13 protein-coding genes are annotated in these 18,595 nt (G+C 37.5%); 7 read left to right on the top strand and 6 right to left on the bottom strand.

From position 1 onward, the window contains the following. Positions 1-88: 88 nt before the first annotated feature. From J3U27_RS03615 to sohB, 3 genes are all read right to left on the bottom strand, one after another. Entirely contained in the window at positions 89-1,432 is a 1,344-nt protein-coding gene (locus J3U27_RS03615; protein ID WP_267376844.1) for a hypothetical protein, read from the bottom strand. 989 nt (positions 1,433-2,421) lie between these two features. Further along, positions 2,422-3,756: a hypothetical protein gene (locus J3U27_RS03610; RefSeq protein WP_267330510.1), complete on the bottom strand. Its 1,335-nt coding sequence runs from the start codon at positions 3,754-3,756 to the stop codon at positions 2,422-2,424. 595 nt (positions 3,757-4,351) lie between these two features. Then, the gene (sohB, locus tag J3U27_RS03605) at positions 4,352-5,395 is read right to left on the bottom strand and encodes a protease SohB (RefSeq protein ID WP_065734628.1); all 1,044 of its coding nucleotides are present in this window, start codon (positions 5,393-5,395) and stop codon (positions 4,352-4,354) included. 151 nt (positions 5,396-5,546) lie between these two features. Between sohB and J3U27_RS03600 the strand changes: the two genes are divergently transcribed. Further along, positions 5,547-7,247: a formate--tetrahydrofolate ligase gene (locus J3U27_RS03600; protein ID WP_220225742.1), complete on the top strand. Its 1,701-nt coding sequence runs from the start codon at positions 5,547-5,549 to the stop codon at positions 7,245-7,247. Between the two features lie 13 nt (positions 7,248-7,260). Beyond that, entirely contained in the window at positions 7,261-7,647 is a 387-nt protein-coding gene (locus J3U27_RS03595) for an RnfABCDGE type electron transport complex subunit B (RefSeq protein WP_065563547.1), read from the top strand. 39 nt (positions 7,648-7,686) lie between these two features. Here the strand turns inward: J3U27_RS03595 and typA are convergent, their stop codons facing one another. Both typA and hemG read right to left on the bottom strand, forming a co-directional pair. Then, positions 7,687-9,510: a ribosome-dependent GTPase TypA gene (typA, locus tag J3U27_RS03590; RefSeq protein WP_065563548.1), complete on the bottom strand. Its 1,824-nt coding sequence runs from the start codon at positions 9,508-9,510 to the stop codon at positions 7,687-7,689. A 154-nt stretch (positions 9,511-9,664) separates the two neighbouring features. Continuing rightward, entirely contained in the window at positions 9,665-10,201 is a 537-nt protein-coding gene (gene hemG / locus J3U27_RS03585; RefSeq protein WP_416380531.1) for a menaquinone-dependent protoporphyrinogen IX dehydrogenase, read from the bottom strand. 153 nt (positions 10,202-10,354) lie between these two features. Between hemG and glmU the strand changes: the two genes are divergently transcribed. Further along, positions 10,355-11,731, top strand: a complete 1,377-nt coding sequence (gene glmU / locus J3U27_RS03580; protein ID WP_416379890.1) for a bifunctional UDP-N-acetylglucosamine diphosphorylase/glucosamine-1-phosphate N-acetyltransferase GlmU — start codon at positions 10,355-10,357, stop codon at positions 11,729-11,731. 3 nt (positions 11,732-11,734) lie between these two features. Then, positions 11,735-13,567, top strand: a complete 1,833-nt coding sequence (gene glmS, locus J3U27_RS03575; RefSeq protein WP_267330499.1) for a glutamine--fructose-6-phosphate transaminase (isomerizing) — start codon at positions 11,735-11,737, stop codon at positions 13,565-13,567. Positions 13,568-13,725: 158 nt separating this feature from the next. Here glmS and J3U27_RS03570 read toward each other — a convergent pair whose 3' ends face one another. Next, on the bottom strand, positions 13,726-14,523 hold the full coding sequence (locus J3U27_RS03570; RefSeq protein ID WP_267337027.1) for a hypothetical protein: 798 nt from the start codon (positions 14,521-14,523) through the stop codon (positions 13,726-13,728). A 384-nt stretch (positions 14,524-14,907) separates the two neighbouring features. Here J3U27_RS03570 and J3U27_RS03565 point away from each other — a divergent pair, with 384 nt between their 5' ends. The 3 genes from J3U27_RS03565 to J3U27_RS03555 all read left to right on the top strand — a co-directional run bounded on the left by J3U27_RS03565 (position 14,908) and on the right by J3U27_RS03555 (position 18,566). After that, the gene (locus J3U27_RS03565) at positions 14,908-16,791 is read left to right on the top strand and encodes a PTS mannitol transporter subunit IICBA (protein ID WP_065563554.1); all 1,884 of its coding nucleotides are present in this window, start codon (positions 14,908-14,910) and stop codon (positions 16,789-16,791) included. 65 nt (positions 16,792-16,856) lie between these two features. Continuing rightward, a complete protein-coding gene (locus J3U27_RS03560; RefSeq protein WP_065734634.1) occupies positions 16,857-18,017 on the top strand; it encodes a mannitol-1-phosphate 5-dehydrogenase in 1,161 nt (386 codons plus the stop codon). Between the two features lie 6 nt (positions 18,018-18,023). Beyond that, positions 18,024-18,566: an MltR family transcriptional regulator gene (locus tag J3U27_RS03555; protein ID WP_220225735.1), complete on the top strand. Its 543-nt coding sequence runs from the start codon at positions 18,024-18,026 to the stop codon at positions 18,564-18,566. The last annotated feature ends 29 nt before the right edge of the window (positions 18,567-18,595 follow it).

Below are 18,595 nucleotides of genomic sequence, written 5' to 3'. Positions count from 1 at the left end.
TCCTTGAGTCAGCTTACTTTTAATCACCTAATACTATTTTTTATCACTCCAACCCCCGCCCTAAGGATTAAGGACGAAGAAATAAGAACTAAGGATAGGAGCATAGTCCGAATCCTAAGTCGCCGAAGTCCGAATACACACTACCGGGTTGTGTGGACACTTGAAACGGGTTACTACCATTCGAGCCATCAGCCCAGTACTTACCGTCTTTGAAGCCGGATGAATAATAACTTCGCACAGAGCCCCACTCCGCGAGAAAGCCTGAACCTATATGACGCATAAAATGATTACCCGGCGAGGAAGGGGTGGCGCCGACTGAACCACGACAGTCAGAACCGTTGTTTGGACAAGATGCGTTGGTTAAATCACTTACGCGAGGCATTCGGTAACCAATACTATCACACCAAGATAAAATATCAGGATAAGTATATCCTTGAGTAGTATTACGGTTCACGAACCACTGCTTCAAAGTAAAACCATATTTAACAACAGGAGTACCATTAGTATCACGACCGACCAACTCGAAGGTCTGAGGCAAAGTAGGTTTAAAAATACGGCCAGGATTGGCTGACCAATGCTGGGATTCGGTAGGGTAAGGACCAGTTAAAATAACGCGTACGCGTGTAAATCTTCTTGTAGTAGTAAAATTATACATAGTAGCAGTAATACCACCATGAGACACCGGAGACCAAGACAATGGCTGACTACTACCACTAATGAGTAAAAAAAATTCCAAATTGTTAGCACCTGTAGTAGGAAAGTTTCTACCGTAAGAAGATGGGGCAGTTGACTGAGGGATAAAACCATTAGTAGGATCCCACATCGAAGCTGGACCAGCATAAGGACCGTCACTATAGAACATTGATGGACTGGCAAAACAAACCACAGGCCCAGCCTTAGGATTGACGTAATAAGTCTCACTATGGGCACTGAAAGTACTACGATTAGGAAATCCGTAACGAGTAGATAATGTACCGTTAGTACTAGATAACTTAATCCTATAAGGTGCAGAATCAGTACATGTCGTTAACACTGTATCACGTGATACAGGCCGATTGTTTTTATCGACGATAGATAAACTTAAAGAACCTGTAGCAGTAACGTCAGCATCACCATCATCATCACCCCAATAATTATAAGGAGGACCGATAAGTGTACTTAAATCGACTGAACTAGTATTAGTAGGAACGAACATACTTATGTCAGCAAAACTCTGACCCGCAACCGGCAAGACGATTGGAGTTGCAGATGATAAATTGGTAGAAGGCGTGTACCTAGTTCCGTCAGATAAAGTAATCCCAAGCAGACCGTTAGCATCAACCGCACGTGTACGACCACCGTCGAAAGTCAGATAAGGTGCACTACCCTGTATCTGATTTGCTGTTGTCTGTGATGTCAATGCGTGACCCGAAAAAGGAAGGAAAAAGACCACGAAAAAAACAATCTGCCGGGATAATTCGGAAAAATCGAAGGATCGAAAACAGGATCCGAAAAAGGATCGAGAAAAGGATCTGAAAATGGATCCGGAAAACGATCGGAAAAACGTTAGAAAAGAGGATCGCGGAAGCGATCGCGCGAAAATTCGCAGAATTTCACTTGATTGAGTAGAAAAATAAGTTTCAGTGAAAAATTTAAACTGGGTGCTGGACTTAGACGAATTTAAAAGATAGGTTGGCCAGGTTGCCTGTTGCCTGTTGCCTGTTGAAAATTATAATGCATTTTAGACTACCTTGTCAAGTAATTTTTTGATTAATTTACAATTTTATGCTTTTCTGTCAAATTTTAGCCTAGTAGCTAAAACCGTGTAAAAAGTATAGTGATTGGAAAAACACGATGCAACACTTTTTTTCGCTCATTTACGTTAACTTTTGTAAATAGGATCTAAAAAGGATCTGGGTTATAATTGTTTAATTATTGTTTTAATTGAATATATCGCAGTTATAAATCTTTAAAATTAGAGCAATTGATCCTCAAAAATTTTATTTTAAGGCTTTGGATTAGAAATTTAGTGATTTTGATATTTTAATAATTTTTTAAGTGAAATTTAAAACCTCAAAAACCCCACTCCTCAACTTTTTTTGATAGAAAAACACAGCTACTAAAAAGCGCCATAGTTAGGGCAGAATTATTTATTTGAGGCAACATTGCAAAGCAGAATTTTAAACCCCAAAAACCCCGTTCCTCAACTTTTTTGATGGAAAAATAGAACTACTAAAAAGCGCCACAGTTAAAGCGGAATTATTTACTTGAGGCAACATTGCAAAACAGGATTTTGAACCCCAAAAACCCCGCTCCTCAACTTTTTTTGCGATAAAAAACTCAAAAAACCGCCCCAATTGAGGCGGATGGTTTAAGTTTCGACACCATAAGTTATTAGAAAAATATAAGCTATTTTAATATCTCTCCCTCAAAAAATAAGAATTAAGGGGTGAGATCTGAAACACAAACCCCGTTGTAGAAGGTTGCAGGATCTACCCAATGAATAAGTCCGTGGTCGGCGTGCGCGTAAAAGTAATACTTATAATCACCACCATGGGTGTACATGTCATTAGTCCAATAATATAAATTAAAGTTAGTATTCGCGTAATATAACAGAAAGCCCCACTCGGTAATAAGACCTGCCCCAATGTTACGTTGGTAATGATTACCCGGTGATGGAGGTGTAGCGGTAATCAATTGGTCATTTGATGGATAAACCGCATTGGTTAAATCCCTTACATTAGGAAGGTGATAACCTATATTTGTACACCAAGATAATTGGTTGTCGTGATTTCCGATAACGTTCCCACGATTGACAAACCACTGCTTTAATTCAAATCCATATTTAACGACAGCGTTACCACTACTGTCACGACCGACTATCTCGAATGTCTGGGGTAAAGATGGTTTAGCTACTTTTTCCGGATTACTAGAATTCCACTGTTCTAAGGTTGCAGCAGGGCCCGTTAATGTAACGCGGACACTAGTATTTGTTGAATTGGTCATCGTCGCAGTAATTCCACTATGAGAAACCGGATCCCACGTTAATGCCTGATCATTATTGCTAATATCTAAATCAAAGTACAAACCATTAGCGCCAGTAGTCGGGAAATTTAAACCATAAGATGATGGCGTCGCGGTTTGAGTTAGAAAGCCTTTACCATAATTCCAGACAGTTTCGGGACCTACATAGGGAGGTGCGGTATACGCCAGATTATTTGGTTTAGCAAAACAAATCGCAGGTGATTCTTTAGGCTTAAAATAATAGGTAACACTACCTGCTCCGAACTTAATGCTATTAGGAACGCCATAACGAGTGGTCAATGTGCCTTCAGTATTAGTTAATGTCGCTTTATAAGGCGCTTTACAATACATGGGTACAGTATTTCGTGATACAGTTTGATTGTTTTTATCAACAATAGACAAGCTTATACTGCCAGTAGCAGTGACTTCACTATCTCCATCATCATCGCCCCAATAATTATATGGTGCAGCGACAATGGTGTTTAAATCAACGGTATTACTATCAACTGGCACCAACATGCTAATATCAGCAAAACTTTCATCAATAGTTGGTAATTCGATAGGATTGGTTGCACTAGAATTATTATTTGATGGCGAGTATTGTTGACCATTAGAAAGATGGATCCCGAGCAAACCTTCGGTATCCGTTACTCGTGTATTACCACCGTCGAACGTAAAATAAGGCACTTCACCGTGAATAAAATTAGATGTTGTGGATGTTAACGCTGTACTAGTAAATGAAAACGCTAACAATATGCTAAGTACTAAAGGTAATAGGATCTGTCGGGATGATATTGATCTATGTGAGGATCGCGCAAAATTTAGCGTAATTTTATAGATCTTGGTGAAAAAATAGACTTTAGTGGAAAATGAAAAATAAGAGCTTAACTTTGACGAATTTAACTTATAGGTTGGCCAAGTTGCCTGTTGCCTGTTGCCTGTTGGAAATTATAGTGCATATTACTTAATCCTGTCAACTAAATTTATGATTTATTTACTCTTTATGTTTTTACTTAAATTTGGATCGCTTATATAAAACGGTGTAAAAGTATAGTGACTGAAAAAATACGATGCAACAATTTTTCACTTTAGATCGTTAATCTTTGTAAAGAAAAACATCTAAAAAAACAAAAATAACCGAGCAGATGCGGTTTAATTCAAAAACAGTTTATTTACAATTCTTTAAGGATCACATTTTTAAGATAAATCGTTTTGTATTAGAAATTAGACTTTTTAGTAATTTTGAGATTTTTAGACCAAATTTTAGGGTTAAAAAACCCCGCTCCTCAACTTTTTTTGAGGAATCGGGGTTTTAAAGATGTAAAATAGTGATTTTAGGTTAAACCTTTTACAGTCCGTTTCCTTGTCTAAAAAATAACTTTTCCATGCCTTTCACGACATTTTTGGAGAGTTTTTCGGATAGTTTTTGTTTGCGTTGATAGTTAACAGCAATGATTTTATGCGTTTCTAGGTGTGATAAGATAAAATCATCACTGGTGCTAATTTCGTCAACCAGCCCCATTTCTTTGGCTTGAGTAGCAAACCAGTGTTCGCCTGTTGCAACCTGATCTATATCGATATTTGGTCGATATTCTTTTACAAAGTCTTTAAATAATAGATGCGTTTGTTCAAGTTCTTGTTTGAATTTTTGGCGACCTTCGTCCGTGTTTTCACCAAACATAGTTAGGGTTCGTTTGTATTCTCCTGCCGTTTGTAATTCAATATCGACATCATGTTTTTTTAGCAATCGGTTGAAGTTAGGAATTTGGGCAACAACACCAATTGAACCCACAATTGCAAATGGCGCTGCGACAATTTTGCTAGCAGTACAAGCCATCATATAACCGCCACTGGCTGCAACTTTGTCAACTACAGCAGTAAATGGAATGTTACGCGTTCTAAAGCGTAATAGTTGGGAGGCAGCAAGGCCATATCCATGCACTACTCCACCAGGGCTTTCAAGTTTTACGACCACTTGATCTTCAGGTTTGATGACAGCTAGGACTGCGGTAATTTCTTGACGCAGTTCTTCAACTTCATGTGCATCCATACTGCCGTTAAACGATAAGACAAATAATTTAGGCTTTGCATCTGATGATTTAGCATTATCATCTTTCTTTTTAGCCGCTTGTTTAGCTTGTTTCTTTTCAAGTTTTTTTTGTTTTTTGAGATCTTTTGTAAACTGTTTAGCTTCGATTTCATCCATGCTCGACGTTAGCATGTCATCTTTGACTTGTTCATATTCTTCGCTAATATCTTTGACAGATAAACGTCCAGCAATTGTTGATGATTTTCGGCGTTGACTTAAAATAAAAATTAATACCGCTAAAATAGCAATAACCACCGTTGCTGTTTCAGCCAAGAAGAGAGAATACTGCGAAAACCAGTTCATTTAATCATTATCCTTTAGTTGAAAATTTTCGCTATTATAACAAGATAATTAGAGATTGTGCCGAAAATCAATAAAGATTAAATTGTTGCTTTATTCGGCATTTTAAATTCTTTATACTGACAGCCTAATTTATTGTTATACGAGAATGAAAATGCCACTACGCCCAATAACTGAAATCGCTAAACAATGTCAGATCCCTGAACAATACGTGCTTCCTTACGGTAAATATGTTGCCAAAATTGATTTATCAATCCTTAATGCGAAGGAAAATCGCGCTAATGGTAAATTAGTTTTAGTTACCGCTATTACACCAACACCACTCGGTGAGGGTAAAACCGTCAATACCATTGGTCTAAGTGAAGGCCTTAATTATTTAGGTAAATCAGCTATCGCTTGTATTCGTCAACCAAGCTTAGGACCTGTTTTTGGCGTAAAAGGCGGTGCAGCCGGTGGTGGGCAAGCAGAAGTTTTGCCGATGGAGACGCTAAATCTTCATCTTACTGGTGATATTCATGCAATAACGGCAGCACATGATTTAGCATCTGCCGCGTTGGATTCTCGTCTTTATCATGAAGATCGTCTTGGCGATGAGTTTACCGCTCAAACCGGTTTACCTCGTTTAAATATTGATGTTAATCGCATTGTATGGAAACGGGTTATCGATCACAATGATCGCGCTCTGCGTAATATCACTGTCGGTGTTGGTGGCGGTGTGAATGGTGTTGAACGCCGTGACGGATTTGAGATTACGGCAGCGTCTGAGCTAATGGCAATTTTGGCTTTGGCTTCTGATTTACATGATATGCGTGCGCGTATTGGTCGTATTATTTTGGCCTATAATACGCAAGGCGAGCCAATCACAGCTGAACAGCTCGAAGTTGCAGGCGCGATGACAGTACTTCTTAAAAATGCGATTAATCCTAACTTGATGCAAACCGTTGAGAATACGCCTGTACTAATCCATGCTGGACCATTTGCTAATATTGCTCATGGTAATTCATCAGTTATCGCTGATCGCATTGCAATGAATTTAGCCGATTATGTGATAACCGAAGCTGGTTTTGGTTCTGACATGGGTATGGAGAAATTCTTTAATATTAAATATCGTCAAGCTGGCATTAAGGCTTCTTGCGTGGTTTTAGTGGCAACGGTTCGTAGCTTAAAATCCAATAGTGGTAAATATAATATCAAACCAGGACAAGCTATCCCTAAAGAGATTTCAGAATCAAATGTGGAGTTACTTGAAATTGGTGCAGCCAATTTAGCTTGGCATATTAAGAATGCAAAGAGCTATGGTTTACAAGTGATTGTTGCGATTAATCGATTCCCACATGATAGTGAAGAAGAGTTGGCGTTTTTACAAAAATATGCCGTTGAACATGGTGCTTTTGCTTGCGAAGTGAGCGAAGTGTTCACTCAAGGTGGTAAAGGTGCTGAAAAACTTGCTAAACATGTTATTGAGGCATGTGATATGCCAAGTGAAATCAAATTACCTTATCCTGACAGTATGTCATTGATGGATAAAATCCAAACTATGGTTAAAAAGTACGGTGCCAATAAAGCGAACTTGTCTGAAACTGCGCTTAAGAACATTAAAGAGATTGAAGCGTTAAAACTTGATCACTTACCACTTTGTATTGCCAAGACGCCGATGTCGATTAGCGCTGATGCTAATTTAAAGAATGTACCAACTGACTTTGATGTTGATATCAGCCATTTAGCCATTTCAGCCGGTGCTGGTTTTATTCGAGTTTATGCCGGTAATGTGATGACCATGCCGGGGCTTGGCACGAATCCAGCTTATCGACATATTGATATTGACAAAGATGGTAATATTGTTGGTTTAAGTTAATTTAAATTTTATTATGCAATATAAAGCCTTTATTGATGAAGAAAATTGTATTGGTTGTGGCAAATGTATCCGTGTTTGCCCTACTGATGCTATTGTTGGTAGTAAACAGGTGTTACATACGGTATTACCGCAATTTTGCACTGCGTGTAGTAATTGTATTAATACCTGTCCAACTGACTGTATTACCTTAAGTACTCTTGGCGTTGAATTAAGTGAGCAAGAAGAGTTGCTGTTAACTGAGAAGAAACAACAACGCTTAAATCGTAATCAATTGGTTCCACCGACTATTCTATTTCCTAGGTCGATGCCTGCAAGCAGTGCGACTACTCAGAAAGATCGTAAACAATCGATTGCCGATGCTATTGCTCGCGTTAGAGCCAAAAAAAACCTCGCTAATTAGCGAGGTTTTGTAATTTGATTATTTAAATCATAATTCACATTATTCTTTATTACTTCTAAATGCACGTTTACGATCGTTTTCAGTTAGATGACGTTTACGTAGACGAACAGATAATGGTGTTACTTCAACTAATTCATCATCATCAATAAATTCTAACGCTTGTTCTAACGACATTTTTACTGGTGGTGATAAGGTCGTCGCTTCATCAGTACCTGATGCTCGCATGTTAGTTAATTTTTTACCCGTTAAGCAGTTAACGGTTAAATCATTTGAGCGAGTATGGATACCAATAATTTGCCCTTCATAAACTTCAGCACCATGACCAAGGAATAATTTACCACGATCTTGCAAGCTATAAAGCGCATAAGCCAAAGCTTTACCAGTACCGTTTGAAATCATTACCCCATTATTACGTTGGCCGATTTCACCCGGACGCACATCATCGTAATGGCTAAATGTTGAGTAAAGTAAACCAGTACCTGATGTCATGGTCATAAATTCAGTTCTAAATCCAATAAGACCACGGCTAGGAATCACATAATCTAGACGTACACGTCCTTTACCATCAGGTAACATATTGGTCAAATCACCTTTACGTAAACCTAAGGCTTCCATCACTGAACCTTGGTGTTGCTCTTCGATATCTAAAGTAACTTGTTCGAAAGGCTCTTGTTTTTTGCCATCGATTTCTCTGTAGATAACTTTAGGACGAGATACCCCAAGTTCATAACCTTCACGACGCATATTTTCAATAAGAACAGATAAGTGCAATTCACCACGACCAGAAACTTTGAATGCGTCCGGATCTGGGGTTTCTTCAACACGAAGAGCCACGTTATGTACAAGTTCTTTATTTAGACGTTCAAGAATTTGACGAGAAGTTACATATTTACCTTCTTTACCTGCAAATGGTGAACTATTTACATTAAAGAACATGGTAACTGTTGGTTCATCAACGCTTAGTGCTGGCAGAGCTTCAACACAGCTGTTATCACAAATTGTGTCAGAAATACCAAGTTCACCTAATCCAGTGATAGCAATGATATCCCCTGCTTCTGCAACTTCAGCTTCATAACGTTGTAAGCCTAGGTGACCTAATACTTGTCCGACTTTGCCAGTACGTTTGTTACCTTCGCTATCGACAATAGTAACTTGTTGATTTGGTTTAACGCGACCGCGTTTAATACGACCAATCCCAATAACACCAACATAATTGTTGTAATCAAGTTGAGAAATTTGCATTTGGAATGGACCATCTAAATCAACTTTAGGTGGTTCTACATGTTCAACAATTGCTTCAAATAGTGGTGTCATGTCTTGTGCCATATCTTCATGATCAAGACCTGCAATCCCCATTAAAGCTGATGCATAAACGATTGGGAAATCAAGTTGTTCATCAGTTGCACCAAGGTTAACGAATAAGTCGAATACTTGATCCACAACCCAATCTGGGCGCGCACCCGGACGGTCAACTTTATTAATAACCACAATTGGTTTTAAACCATGAGCGAATGCTTTTTGAGTCACAAAACGTGTTTGTGGCATTGGTCCGTCCATTGCATCAACAAGCAGTAGTACAGAGTCAACCATTGACATTACACGCTCAACTTCACCACCAAAATCGGCATGGCCTGGAGTATCAACGATATTAATTCGGTAACCATTCCAATCGATAGCCGTATTTTTAGCTAAAATAGTAATACCACGCTCTTTTTCAAGCGCATTTGAGTCCATTATTCTTTCATTGTCATCACCACGCAAATTATCAAGCGTGCCTGATTGTTTTAATAGTTTATCAACCAAGGTTGTTTTACCATGGTCAACGTGAGCAATAATGGCTATATTTCTTAAATTTTCAATCACAATTAAAATCCCAGTTAGGAGACAGATTCTTTAGGCGCAATATTGTACACCTTTTTAGTAAAAAAGTTGATCTATATCACAAAGTTTCTTCAAAACAACTTTAAGACTTGATATTTAACGAAAATAGTGACTTATTTTATCAAGATAACTAAGACTAATTATCAATAAGTTCCACAAATTGCTCGGCAAATTCATCCACTTTTGTCCAATTTGTGTACTCTATTACTTCTTTTGTCACATCTGTATCACCCTTACCTAACCACATAATAAATCGAATCATATTACGATCAAACCAGTTATATTTAGGATAATAAAGCGCACCAGCAAATACCGCTTTGATAGTCGGTTGCCAGGCAATTTTGGCAAGGAATTTTTTAGTATATAGGTTAGTTTCAGGTGTATTTTTATTTGGTTTTCTAGCCACCACATTTACCCCAAAAAAACCTGATTTTAACGCATTTAATTGCTGATAATTGGCATCAATAAACTTCTTCATGGTTTTACTGTAAAAACCATATCGAATTGAACAACCAATTAATACGGCTTTGTAGTTACCAAGATCAATCTTGGTATCGGGCAATAACTCAATCAAATCACAATCACATTTACCCTCAAGATGTGTTTTTATTCGTTGCATAATTTTAAGGGTTTGCTTTTCGTGAGTGGTGTAAAGCAATAAGACCTTGGTAATGCTATTCATAACAATGCTTCCTTTTATTAAAACACTTGGTAAATTTCAATAATTCTTTTTTTAGGATAAAAATTAACAATTACGGGATGATTTCGTGGAAAACTTTGATTATAGTATTAGCCTTATTTAACCAGACCGGAACTGATTATGGCAATTTCACCTCCAAAACGTAGTGCAATTATTTTGGCGGCAGGAAAAGGCACACGGATGTATTCCAACCTACCTAAAGTTTTACATAAAATCGGCGGTAAGCCGATGTTACAACATGTTATTGATACAGTTCAACAACTTAATACTGATCGCATCAATATTGTTTATGGTCATGGCAAAAGCGAGTTAGAAAAATCGTTACAAGATCAACCTGTGCAACTTGTTTATCAAGCAGAACAGTTGGGTACAGGACATGCTGTTCAACAAGCTATTCCCTTTATTGAAGATGATGAAGATATCTTGATTTTATATGGTGATACACCTCTTATCTCAATTGAAACTTTGCAGAATTTAATTGCCAGTAAACCACATGAAGGCATTGCCTTATTGACAGTGATTTTAGATGATCCTACTGGCTATGGGCGAATCGAACGCAAAGACGGTAAAGTGGTAGCGATCGTTGAACAAAAAGATGCGAATGTTGAACAACAAAAAATTAACGAAATTAATACCGGTATTATGCTGGTTACCGGCAAGTTACTTAAAAAGTGGCTATCTCGTTTAACCAATAATAATGCGCAAAAAGAGTATTATTTGACCGATATTATCGCCTTTGCCCACCAAGATGGTTACGACATTTTAACGTCTCACCCAGTTAAAAAATTCGAAGTTGAAGGTGTCAATAATCGCTTGCAACTTGCAACTTTAGAACGGCATTATCAACAGCATCAAGCTGAGCAACTTTTACTTGCCGGTGTCACGTTGCTTGACCCTGCGCGTTTTGATTTACGTGGTAAATTGACTCATGGCAAGGATGTCACTATTGATACAAATGTGATTATTCAAGGTGATGTTACATTGGGAAACAATGTCGTTATCGGTTCAGGTTGCATTTTAAAAAACTGCACCATCGCTGATGATAGCGTAATTAGCCCTTTCTCAGTAATTGAAGATTCAATCATTGCCAAACACTGTACTATCGGACCTTTTGCTCGAATAAGACCTGGTAGCCAACTGGATGATCATGCCCATGTTGGTAACTTTGTCGAATTGAAAAAAGCTCATCTTGGTCATGCTACCAAAGCAGGACATTTAAGTTATTTAGGTGATAGCGAAATTGGCTGTAACGTCAACATTGGTGCTGGCACAATTACTTGTAACTATGATGGTGCGAACAAATTTAAAACCGTGATCGAAGATGATGTATTTGTGGGTTCCGATACTCAACTAATTGCACCAGTCAAAATTGGCAAAGGTGCAACCATTGCAGCTGGAACAACGGTAACCAATGATGTCAATGACAATGAGCTTGTGGTTAGCCGGGTAAAACAGAAACAACTTGCAGGTTGGAAAAGACCAACTAAATTGAAAGAGGAATAAACAATGTGTGGTATTGTGGGCGCGATCGCCAAACGTGATGTGGCAGAAATATTATTAGAAGGTTTAAAACGATTAGAATATCGTGGTTATGATTCTGCTGGGCTTGCTATTATCTCTCCAACAGGTGAATTACAGCGAGTAAGACGTGTCGGAAAAGTAAAAGCGCTTAAAGATGCGGTAGATGAGCATCCAATCAAAGGTTCAACTGGGATTGCTCACACTCGTTGGGCGACGCACGGCGAACCAGTCGAACACAATGCACACCCTCATGTATCGGGTTTTATTGCCGTTGTGCACAATGGTATTATTGAAAATTTTGAGCCTCTGCGTGAAACACTCATCGCAAAAGGATATCAATTCCGTTCAGAAACCGATACCGAAGTTATTGCCCACTTAATTCACGATATTATCTCAACCGAAGATTGCTCACTTTTTGAAGCAGTACAAAAAGCAATCCCACAATTACGAGGTGCTTATGGCACCGTTGTAATGGATACGCGTAATCCCGATATTCTCGTCGCGGCACGTTCAGGTAGTCCACTAGTGATTGGTTGTGGCGTTGGTGAAAACTTTATTGCTTCAGATCAATTAGCTTTATTACCGGTTACTCGTCAATTTATCTTCTTAGAAGAGGGTGATATTGCACTAATCACCCACCGCACTGTGAATATTTTTGATAAAAACCATCAAGAAGTTAACCGTCCATGCATCGAATCTGATGCGAAATATGACGCAGGCAGTAAAGCTGGCTTTAATCACTACATGCAAAAAGAGATTTACGAACAACCTAATGCTATAAAAAATACCCTTGAAGGACGAATGGCTCATGGCAAAGTGGATTTATCTGAACTTGGCGATGATGCGGAAAATATTCTTAAGCAAGTTGAACATGTGCAAATTGTTGCTTGTGGTACCGCCTATAATGCCGGAATGGTTGCTCGTTATTGGTTTGAGGCATTAGCTGGTATTCCTTGTGATGTGGAGATCGCTTCGGAATTTCGCTATCGAAAACCCGCTCGTCGTAAAAACAGTTTATTCATCACGCTATCACAATCAGGTGAAACGGCAGATACGCTTGCAGCATTACGCTTAGCAAAAGAGAATAATTACTTAAGCACTCTTGCCGTTTGTAATGTGGCTGCCTCTACCTTAGTTCGTGAAGCTGATTTGGTGTTACTAACCAAAGCTGGCGTTGAAATTGGCGTTGCTTCAACTAAAGCCTTTACCACACAATTAACCGTATTATTGCTTTTAGTTGCCAAATTAGGCCGACTTAATGACATGGCTGAAATCACTGAACAAGCGATCGTCCATGCCTTACAAACTTTGCCAAATCGCATTGAGCAAGTGTTAATGGCCGAGCCAGAAATCAAAAAACTTGCTGGACACTTTGTCGATAAACATCACGCCCTATTTTTAGGCCGTGGCGATGAATACCCAATCGCAATGGAAGCGTCATTAAAACTAAAAGAGATCTCCTACATTCATGCAGAAGCGTATGCCGCAGGTGAATTAAAACATGGTCCTTTAGCGCTTATCGATGCAGATATGCCAGTTATTGTTATGGCTCCGACCAATGACCTACTCGAAAAACTTAAAGCTAATATCGAAGAAGTTCGTGCCCGTGGTGGACAACTTTATGTATTTGCAGAGCAAGATGCAGGCTTTGTGAGTGATGACACAATGCATATCATCAACTTACCTCATATTGAAGAACTTACAGCGCCAATCTACTACACGGTACCAACCCAATTGCTTGCTTACCATGTAGCTTTAATCAAAGGTACAGATGTCGATCAGCCTCGTAATTTGGCAAAATCTGTGACTGTGGAGTAAAGTTCGTTGTATTAATGTGAGAAGTTAGTGGATGGTTTTAAAATCATCATTAAGTTCTCGCATTAAATCAATTAGAAAAGATTAAAGTATAGATTAATTTAGCTAATTACCATCTTATTTGTATTAACAAGTTTTGTGCCAATATTAGTTTTACATAATTACCAATACTCTATTTCTCTCGTAAAATTCCCTATATTTTTTTTATTTAAAACACAAGAACCTTTGGTCCAATCTCCATGTTTGTTATGGTCAGTAAAATAACAATCCATATTAATTACATCTTTGGTTTCACTTAAATGCATTGATTGTTTGGTTTGAAGAAGTTGATTAGCATCATCATATATATATTCTATTACTTCATTACCCATTTCATCCGATGGTGAAAGTTTTGGTTCTATAAAGCTTTCACTAGTAATTAATTTAGCTAAATTTTGGTTTGTATAATCAATTTTTTTTATTATAGAAATACCATTAACTTTTTCTTTAGAATCGATTAATCTTTTATTTTCGTCATAATTATAAATAGTGTTAATAGCAAAATAATCATTTTTAGATAGCGACTCTTTTTTAATATCATTATTTTCATTAAAAGTAATCTCAAATTTAGAAGTATTTGTAAATTCATAATCAGAACTTAAATTAAAAAAAGAGTTACTATGTAATCTAATTTTTTTATCGTAATCAATGTACCACGAACCTTTAATTTTTTTACCAATAAAAAAAATCAAACCATTCTTTTGAGACTCTATAATTGCATTTTCTCCAGCAACTCTAGTAAATATGATGTTAAAAGGTATCGTAGAGGAAATTTTTTGTCGTTTTATCGTATTGGAATGAGGTGACAATTCAGGAGTAGAGTATATTAAGTAATTATTATATATTTTAGTATTTACATCTGCATATGAACAACAACTGATAACACTAAGTACGGCTAATAAACATTTTCTCATCGTCATAATAGAATCTCTTTATTTACCTTTTCAAGATAATTACGATGATATTAAAAAATCATTTAAAGTACCAGCGATTTAGTTTAGTTCAGTTAATTTAGTTGCCTAAACAAAATTATGTAAAATTTCTTATCAAGTTTACGATTTAATCATTTTCTGACAAAAAATTACCTCACCAATACTCAAAACCACCAAATAAATTTAGAAAAATTTAGCTTAAAAGCGTTCTATCACTGCATTAATGTGATCTAGATCACAAAACCTAAAAATACCCCACTTTTAACAGTGTGATATATGTCACATTTTTTGATTATTTTGGATGAATCGAGTAACTAAATGCTTCTACAATAACAGCATAATGATTATATCAATCAATAAGGAAAGATTTGTATGACAACATCAAACATTAAACTTAAAGTCCAAAATTTTGGGCGATTTCTAAGTAATATGGTGATGCCTAATATCGGCGCATTTATTGCTTGGGGCTTTATTACTGCAATTTTTTTATATAATGCTAACGATCCATCTGCTGGAGGATGGTTTCCAAATGAAGGCGTATCAACTGCTTTTATTGGACCAATGATCACTTATCTACTTCCATTATTAATTGGTTATACTGGTGGTAAATTGGTTTACGGTGATCGTGGTGGTGTAGTTGGTGCGGTCACCACAATTGGCGTAATTGTTGGCGTATCGATTCCAATGTTTTTAGGCGCAATGATATCTGGACCTTTAGGTGGATGGTGCATTAAACAGTTCGATAAATTCATTGATGGTAAAATCAAAAGTGGCTTTGAAATGTTAGTTAATAACTTTTCAGCTGGCATTATTGGTATGATTCTTGCGCTTATCGCTTATTTTGGAATCGGTCCGGCTGTTGCTTCGTTAACTAATGTACTTATTGTTGCAGTACAATTCATGGTTGATCATGGTTTATTACCACTTACTTCAATTCTGGTTGAACCAGCAAAAATACTCTTCCTTAATAATGCTATCAATCATGGTGTATTTACTTCACTAGGTGTAACACAAGTAGCAGAAACAGGTAAGTCTATCTTCTTCTTGATTGAAGCAAACCCAGGTCCAGGTTTAGGTTTATTACTTGCTTATATGTTCTTTGGTAAAGGTGCGGCAAAAGGATCAGCAAGTGGTGCGGCAATTATTCACTTCTTTGGTGGTATCCATGAAATTTACTTTCCTTATGTTTTAATGAATCCTCGACTAATCATTGCTGTAATTTTAGGTGGCATGACAGGTGTATTTACTTTAACTTTATTTAATGCAGGTTTAACAGCACCCGCATCACCAGGATCTATTTTTGCGGTAATGAGTATGGCAAAAGGTTCATATTTAGGTGTAACGTTATCTGTGCTTGCAGCAACTACAGTATCATTTATTGTGTCGGCTATTTTATTAAAAACAACAAAAGATAATGGCAAAAGTTTAGACGAAGCCATGTCTGATGTCACTGCAATGAAAAGCGAAGCCAAAGGAGTAAGCGAAAATAGTAAACTTGATCTTGCTAAAGTGAAAAAAATCATCGTTGCTTGTGATGCAGGTATGGGCTCAAGTGCTATGGGTGCGGGTGTTTTACGTAAAAAAGCAGAAGATGCTCATTTAGATATCAGTGTTACCAATTTAGCAATTAATAACTTGCCAACTGATGCGGATATCATCATCACACATAAAGATTTAACCGCACGAGCAAAACAATATGCACCAAACGCTTATCATATTTCATTAACTAACTTTTTAGATAGTGATTTATATACTCAGTTAGTGAATGATTTAGTCAAAGCAAAAGGTGGTCAACAAGTTGTACAACCAACACCTACCCACCAACCGCTGTTTAAGTTGAATGCAAAAAATGTCTTTTTAGGTTTAACGGCGCAAACTAAAGAAGAAGCCATCCGTTTTGCAGGCCAAAAACTAGTCGAAAATGGTTACGTAAAAACAGCTTATATTGATGCCATGTTAGAACGTGAACGATTAACATCCACCTATTTAGGCGAATCGATTGCTGTACCTCACGGCACAATTGAGTCTAAAGATGATGTGATTAATACAGGTATCGTATTTTGCCAATATCCAGCAGGTGTACAGTTTGGCGAAGAAGAGCAAGATAAAGCAAAAATCGTAATTGGAATTGCTGCTCGTAACAATGAACATCTTGATGTTATCGCCAAGTTAACCAATGCACTTGATGACGAAAAGATTATTGCAAAACTGACTACCACTAATGATATTGAAGAAGTTCTAGCAATATTAAGCTAACTTTCCTACGAAGGTAGGAAGTGTTTTAACAGATTAAAAATGATTCAAAATTAAGGATTATTATTATGCAAGCATTACATTTTGGCGCCGGCAATATTGGCCGTGGTTTTATTGGTAAATTATTATCTGATGCCGGTGTCCACGTCACTTTTGCAGATGTTAATCAACAAGTTATTGATGAACTTGCTAGCCGTCATCAATATCCAGTCAATGTGGTTGGTGAGCAGTCGGTTACCGAAACGGTGAAGAATGTTGATGCCATCAACAGTACTTCACCTAAAGTCGCTGATTACATCGCGAAAGTTGATCTAGTTACCACTGCGGTCGGTCCTCAAATTTTAGCGCGCATTGCGCAAAGTGTGGCACAAGGCATTATTGCTCGACATGCTCAAGGTAATAACGCTCCACTCAATATTATTGCTTGTGAAAACATGGTACGTGGCACGAGCCAGTTCAAACAGGAAATCGTAAAGTATCTACCAGAAAATCTTCACCAATGGGTTAATGAGCATATTGGTTTTGTTGATTCTGCGGTTGACCGCATTGTGCCACCTGCAACTTCTAAAACAGGTGATATTTTAGAGGTGACGGTTGAAACATTCTCTGAATGGATTGTCGATAAAACTCAATTTATTGGCACAATCCCTCAAATCAAAGGTATGGAGCCCGTTGATAACCTAATGGCCTTTGTGGAGCGTAAACTATTTACTTTAAATACCGGACATGCTATTACAGCCTATCTCGGTTTTTATAACAATATTGCGACCATTCGGGATGCGATTTTAAACGATAAAATTCGTAAAATTGTACGTGGAGCCATGGAAGAAAGTGGACAAGTACTGATCAAACGCTATGATTTTGATCCAGCCAAACATCAAGCCTATATTGAAAAAATCCTAACTCGATTTGAGAATCCTTATCTACATGATGATACCGCACGAGTAGGACGTCAACCAATACGCAAACTAGGTCCTGGCGATCGTTTGATCAAACCATTACTTGGCACATTTGAATATAAACTTAGCAATCAAAATCTGCTTATCGGTATTGCAGCTGCACTTAACTATCGTAATGATGACGACGAACAAGCAATCGAACTGGCAAATCAAATTGCTAACAAGGGTTTAAAACAAGCATTTTGCGATATTTCTGGTATTGAAAGTGATAATCCAGTTGTTAGCCAAATCGAACAACTTTATACTGCTATGCAAAATCATCAATTTTAAGTGACAATGCAAACATTAGCAGAAGACACCATCCTCGAAAAACTCAATCAGCAAGCTGATATACACAGCTTGCTAAAGGTTGCGATCAATTTGATTAATGACAGTGTCAATCAATTGATTCTAAAGGTTTTTCGTAAAGAGCCTCATGCTATCAAGTTTGTTATTCCATCATTGGTGGGCAAGAATGGCCCACTTAATGATACCTCTGTCTGTTTGAAATTACTTTATGCACTAGGCATCATCACGCGTGAAGATTATGAAGATATTGAATTGTTAATGGCAATTTTAGATGAGCTAGAACAAGACGATAAAAATTACACCTATCTGGATGACGAAATCCTAGGTCCAATCAGCTTACTGCACGACATGATCCTTCCCCCTAACTCTCCATTAAATAACCCGCAAGAGAACGGTATTGTCGATACCTTAAAATCATCCATTTACCAAAACCGTTATCAACAAATGATCCGCTCAGCGTTGATCATCGCCATTACAGATTTAACCTTACGTATCGTAAATAAACAGAAAATTGATTATTTCCCTGAGTAATATTAATTTATAGAGATGAATTTTAAGTA

Origin of the sequence: Gilliamella sp. B2911, from assembly GCF_026536965.1 — a bacterium.
Classification (GTDB): Bacteria; Pseudomonadota; Gammaproteobacteria; order Enterobacterales; family Orbaceae; genus Gilliamella; species Gilliamella apicola_E.
Note: the sequence above shows the minus strand (reverse complement) of the source record. Positions and strands in the feature narration are given on the sequence as shown.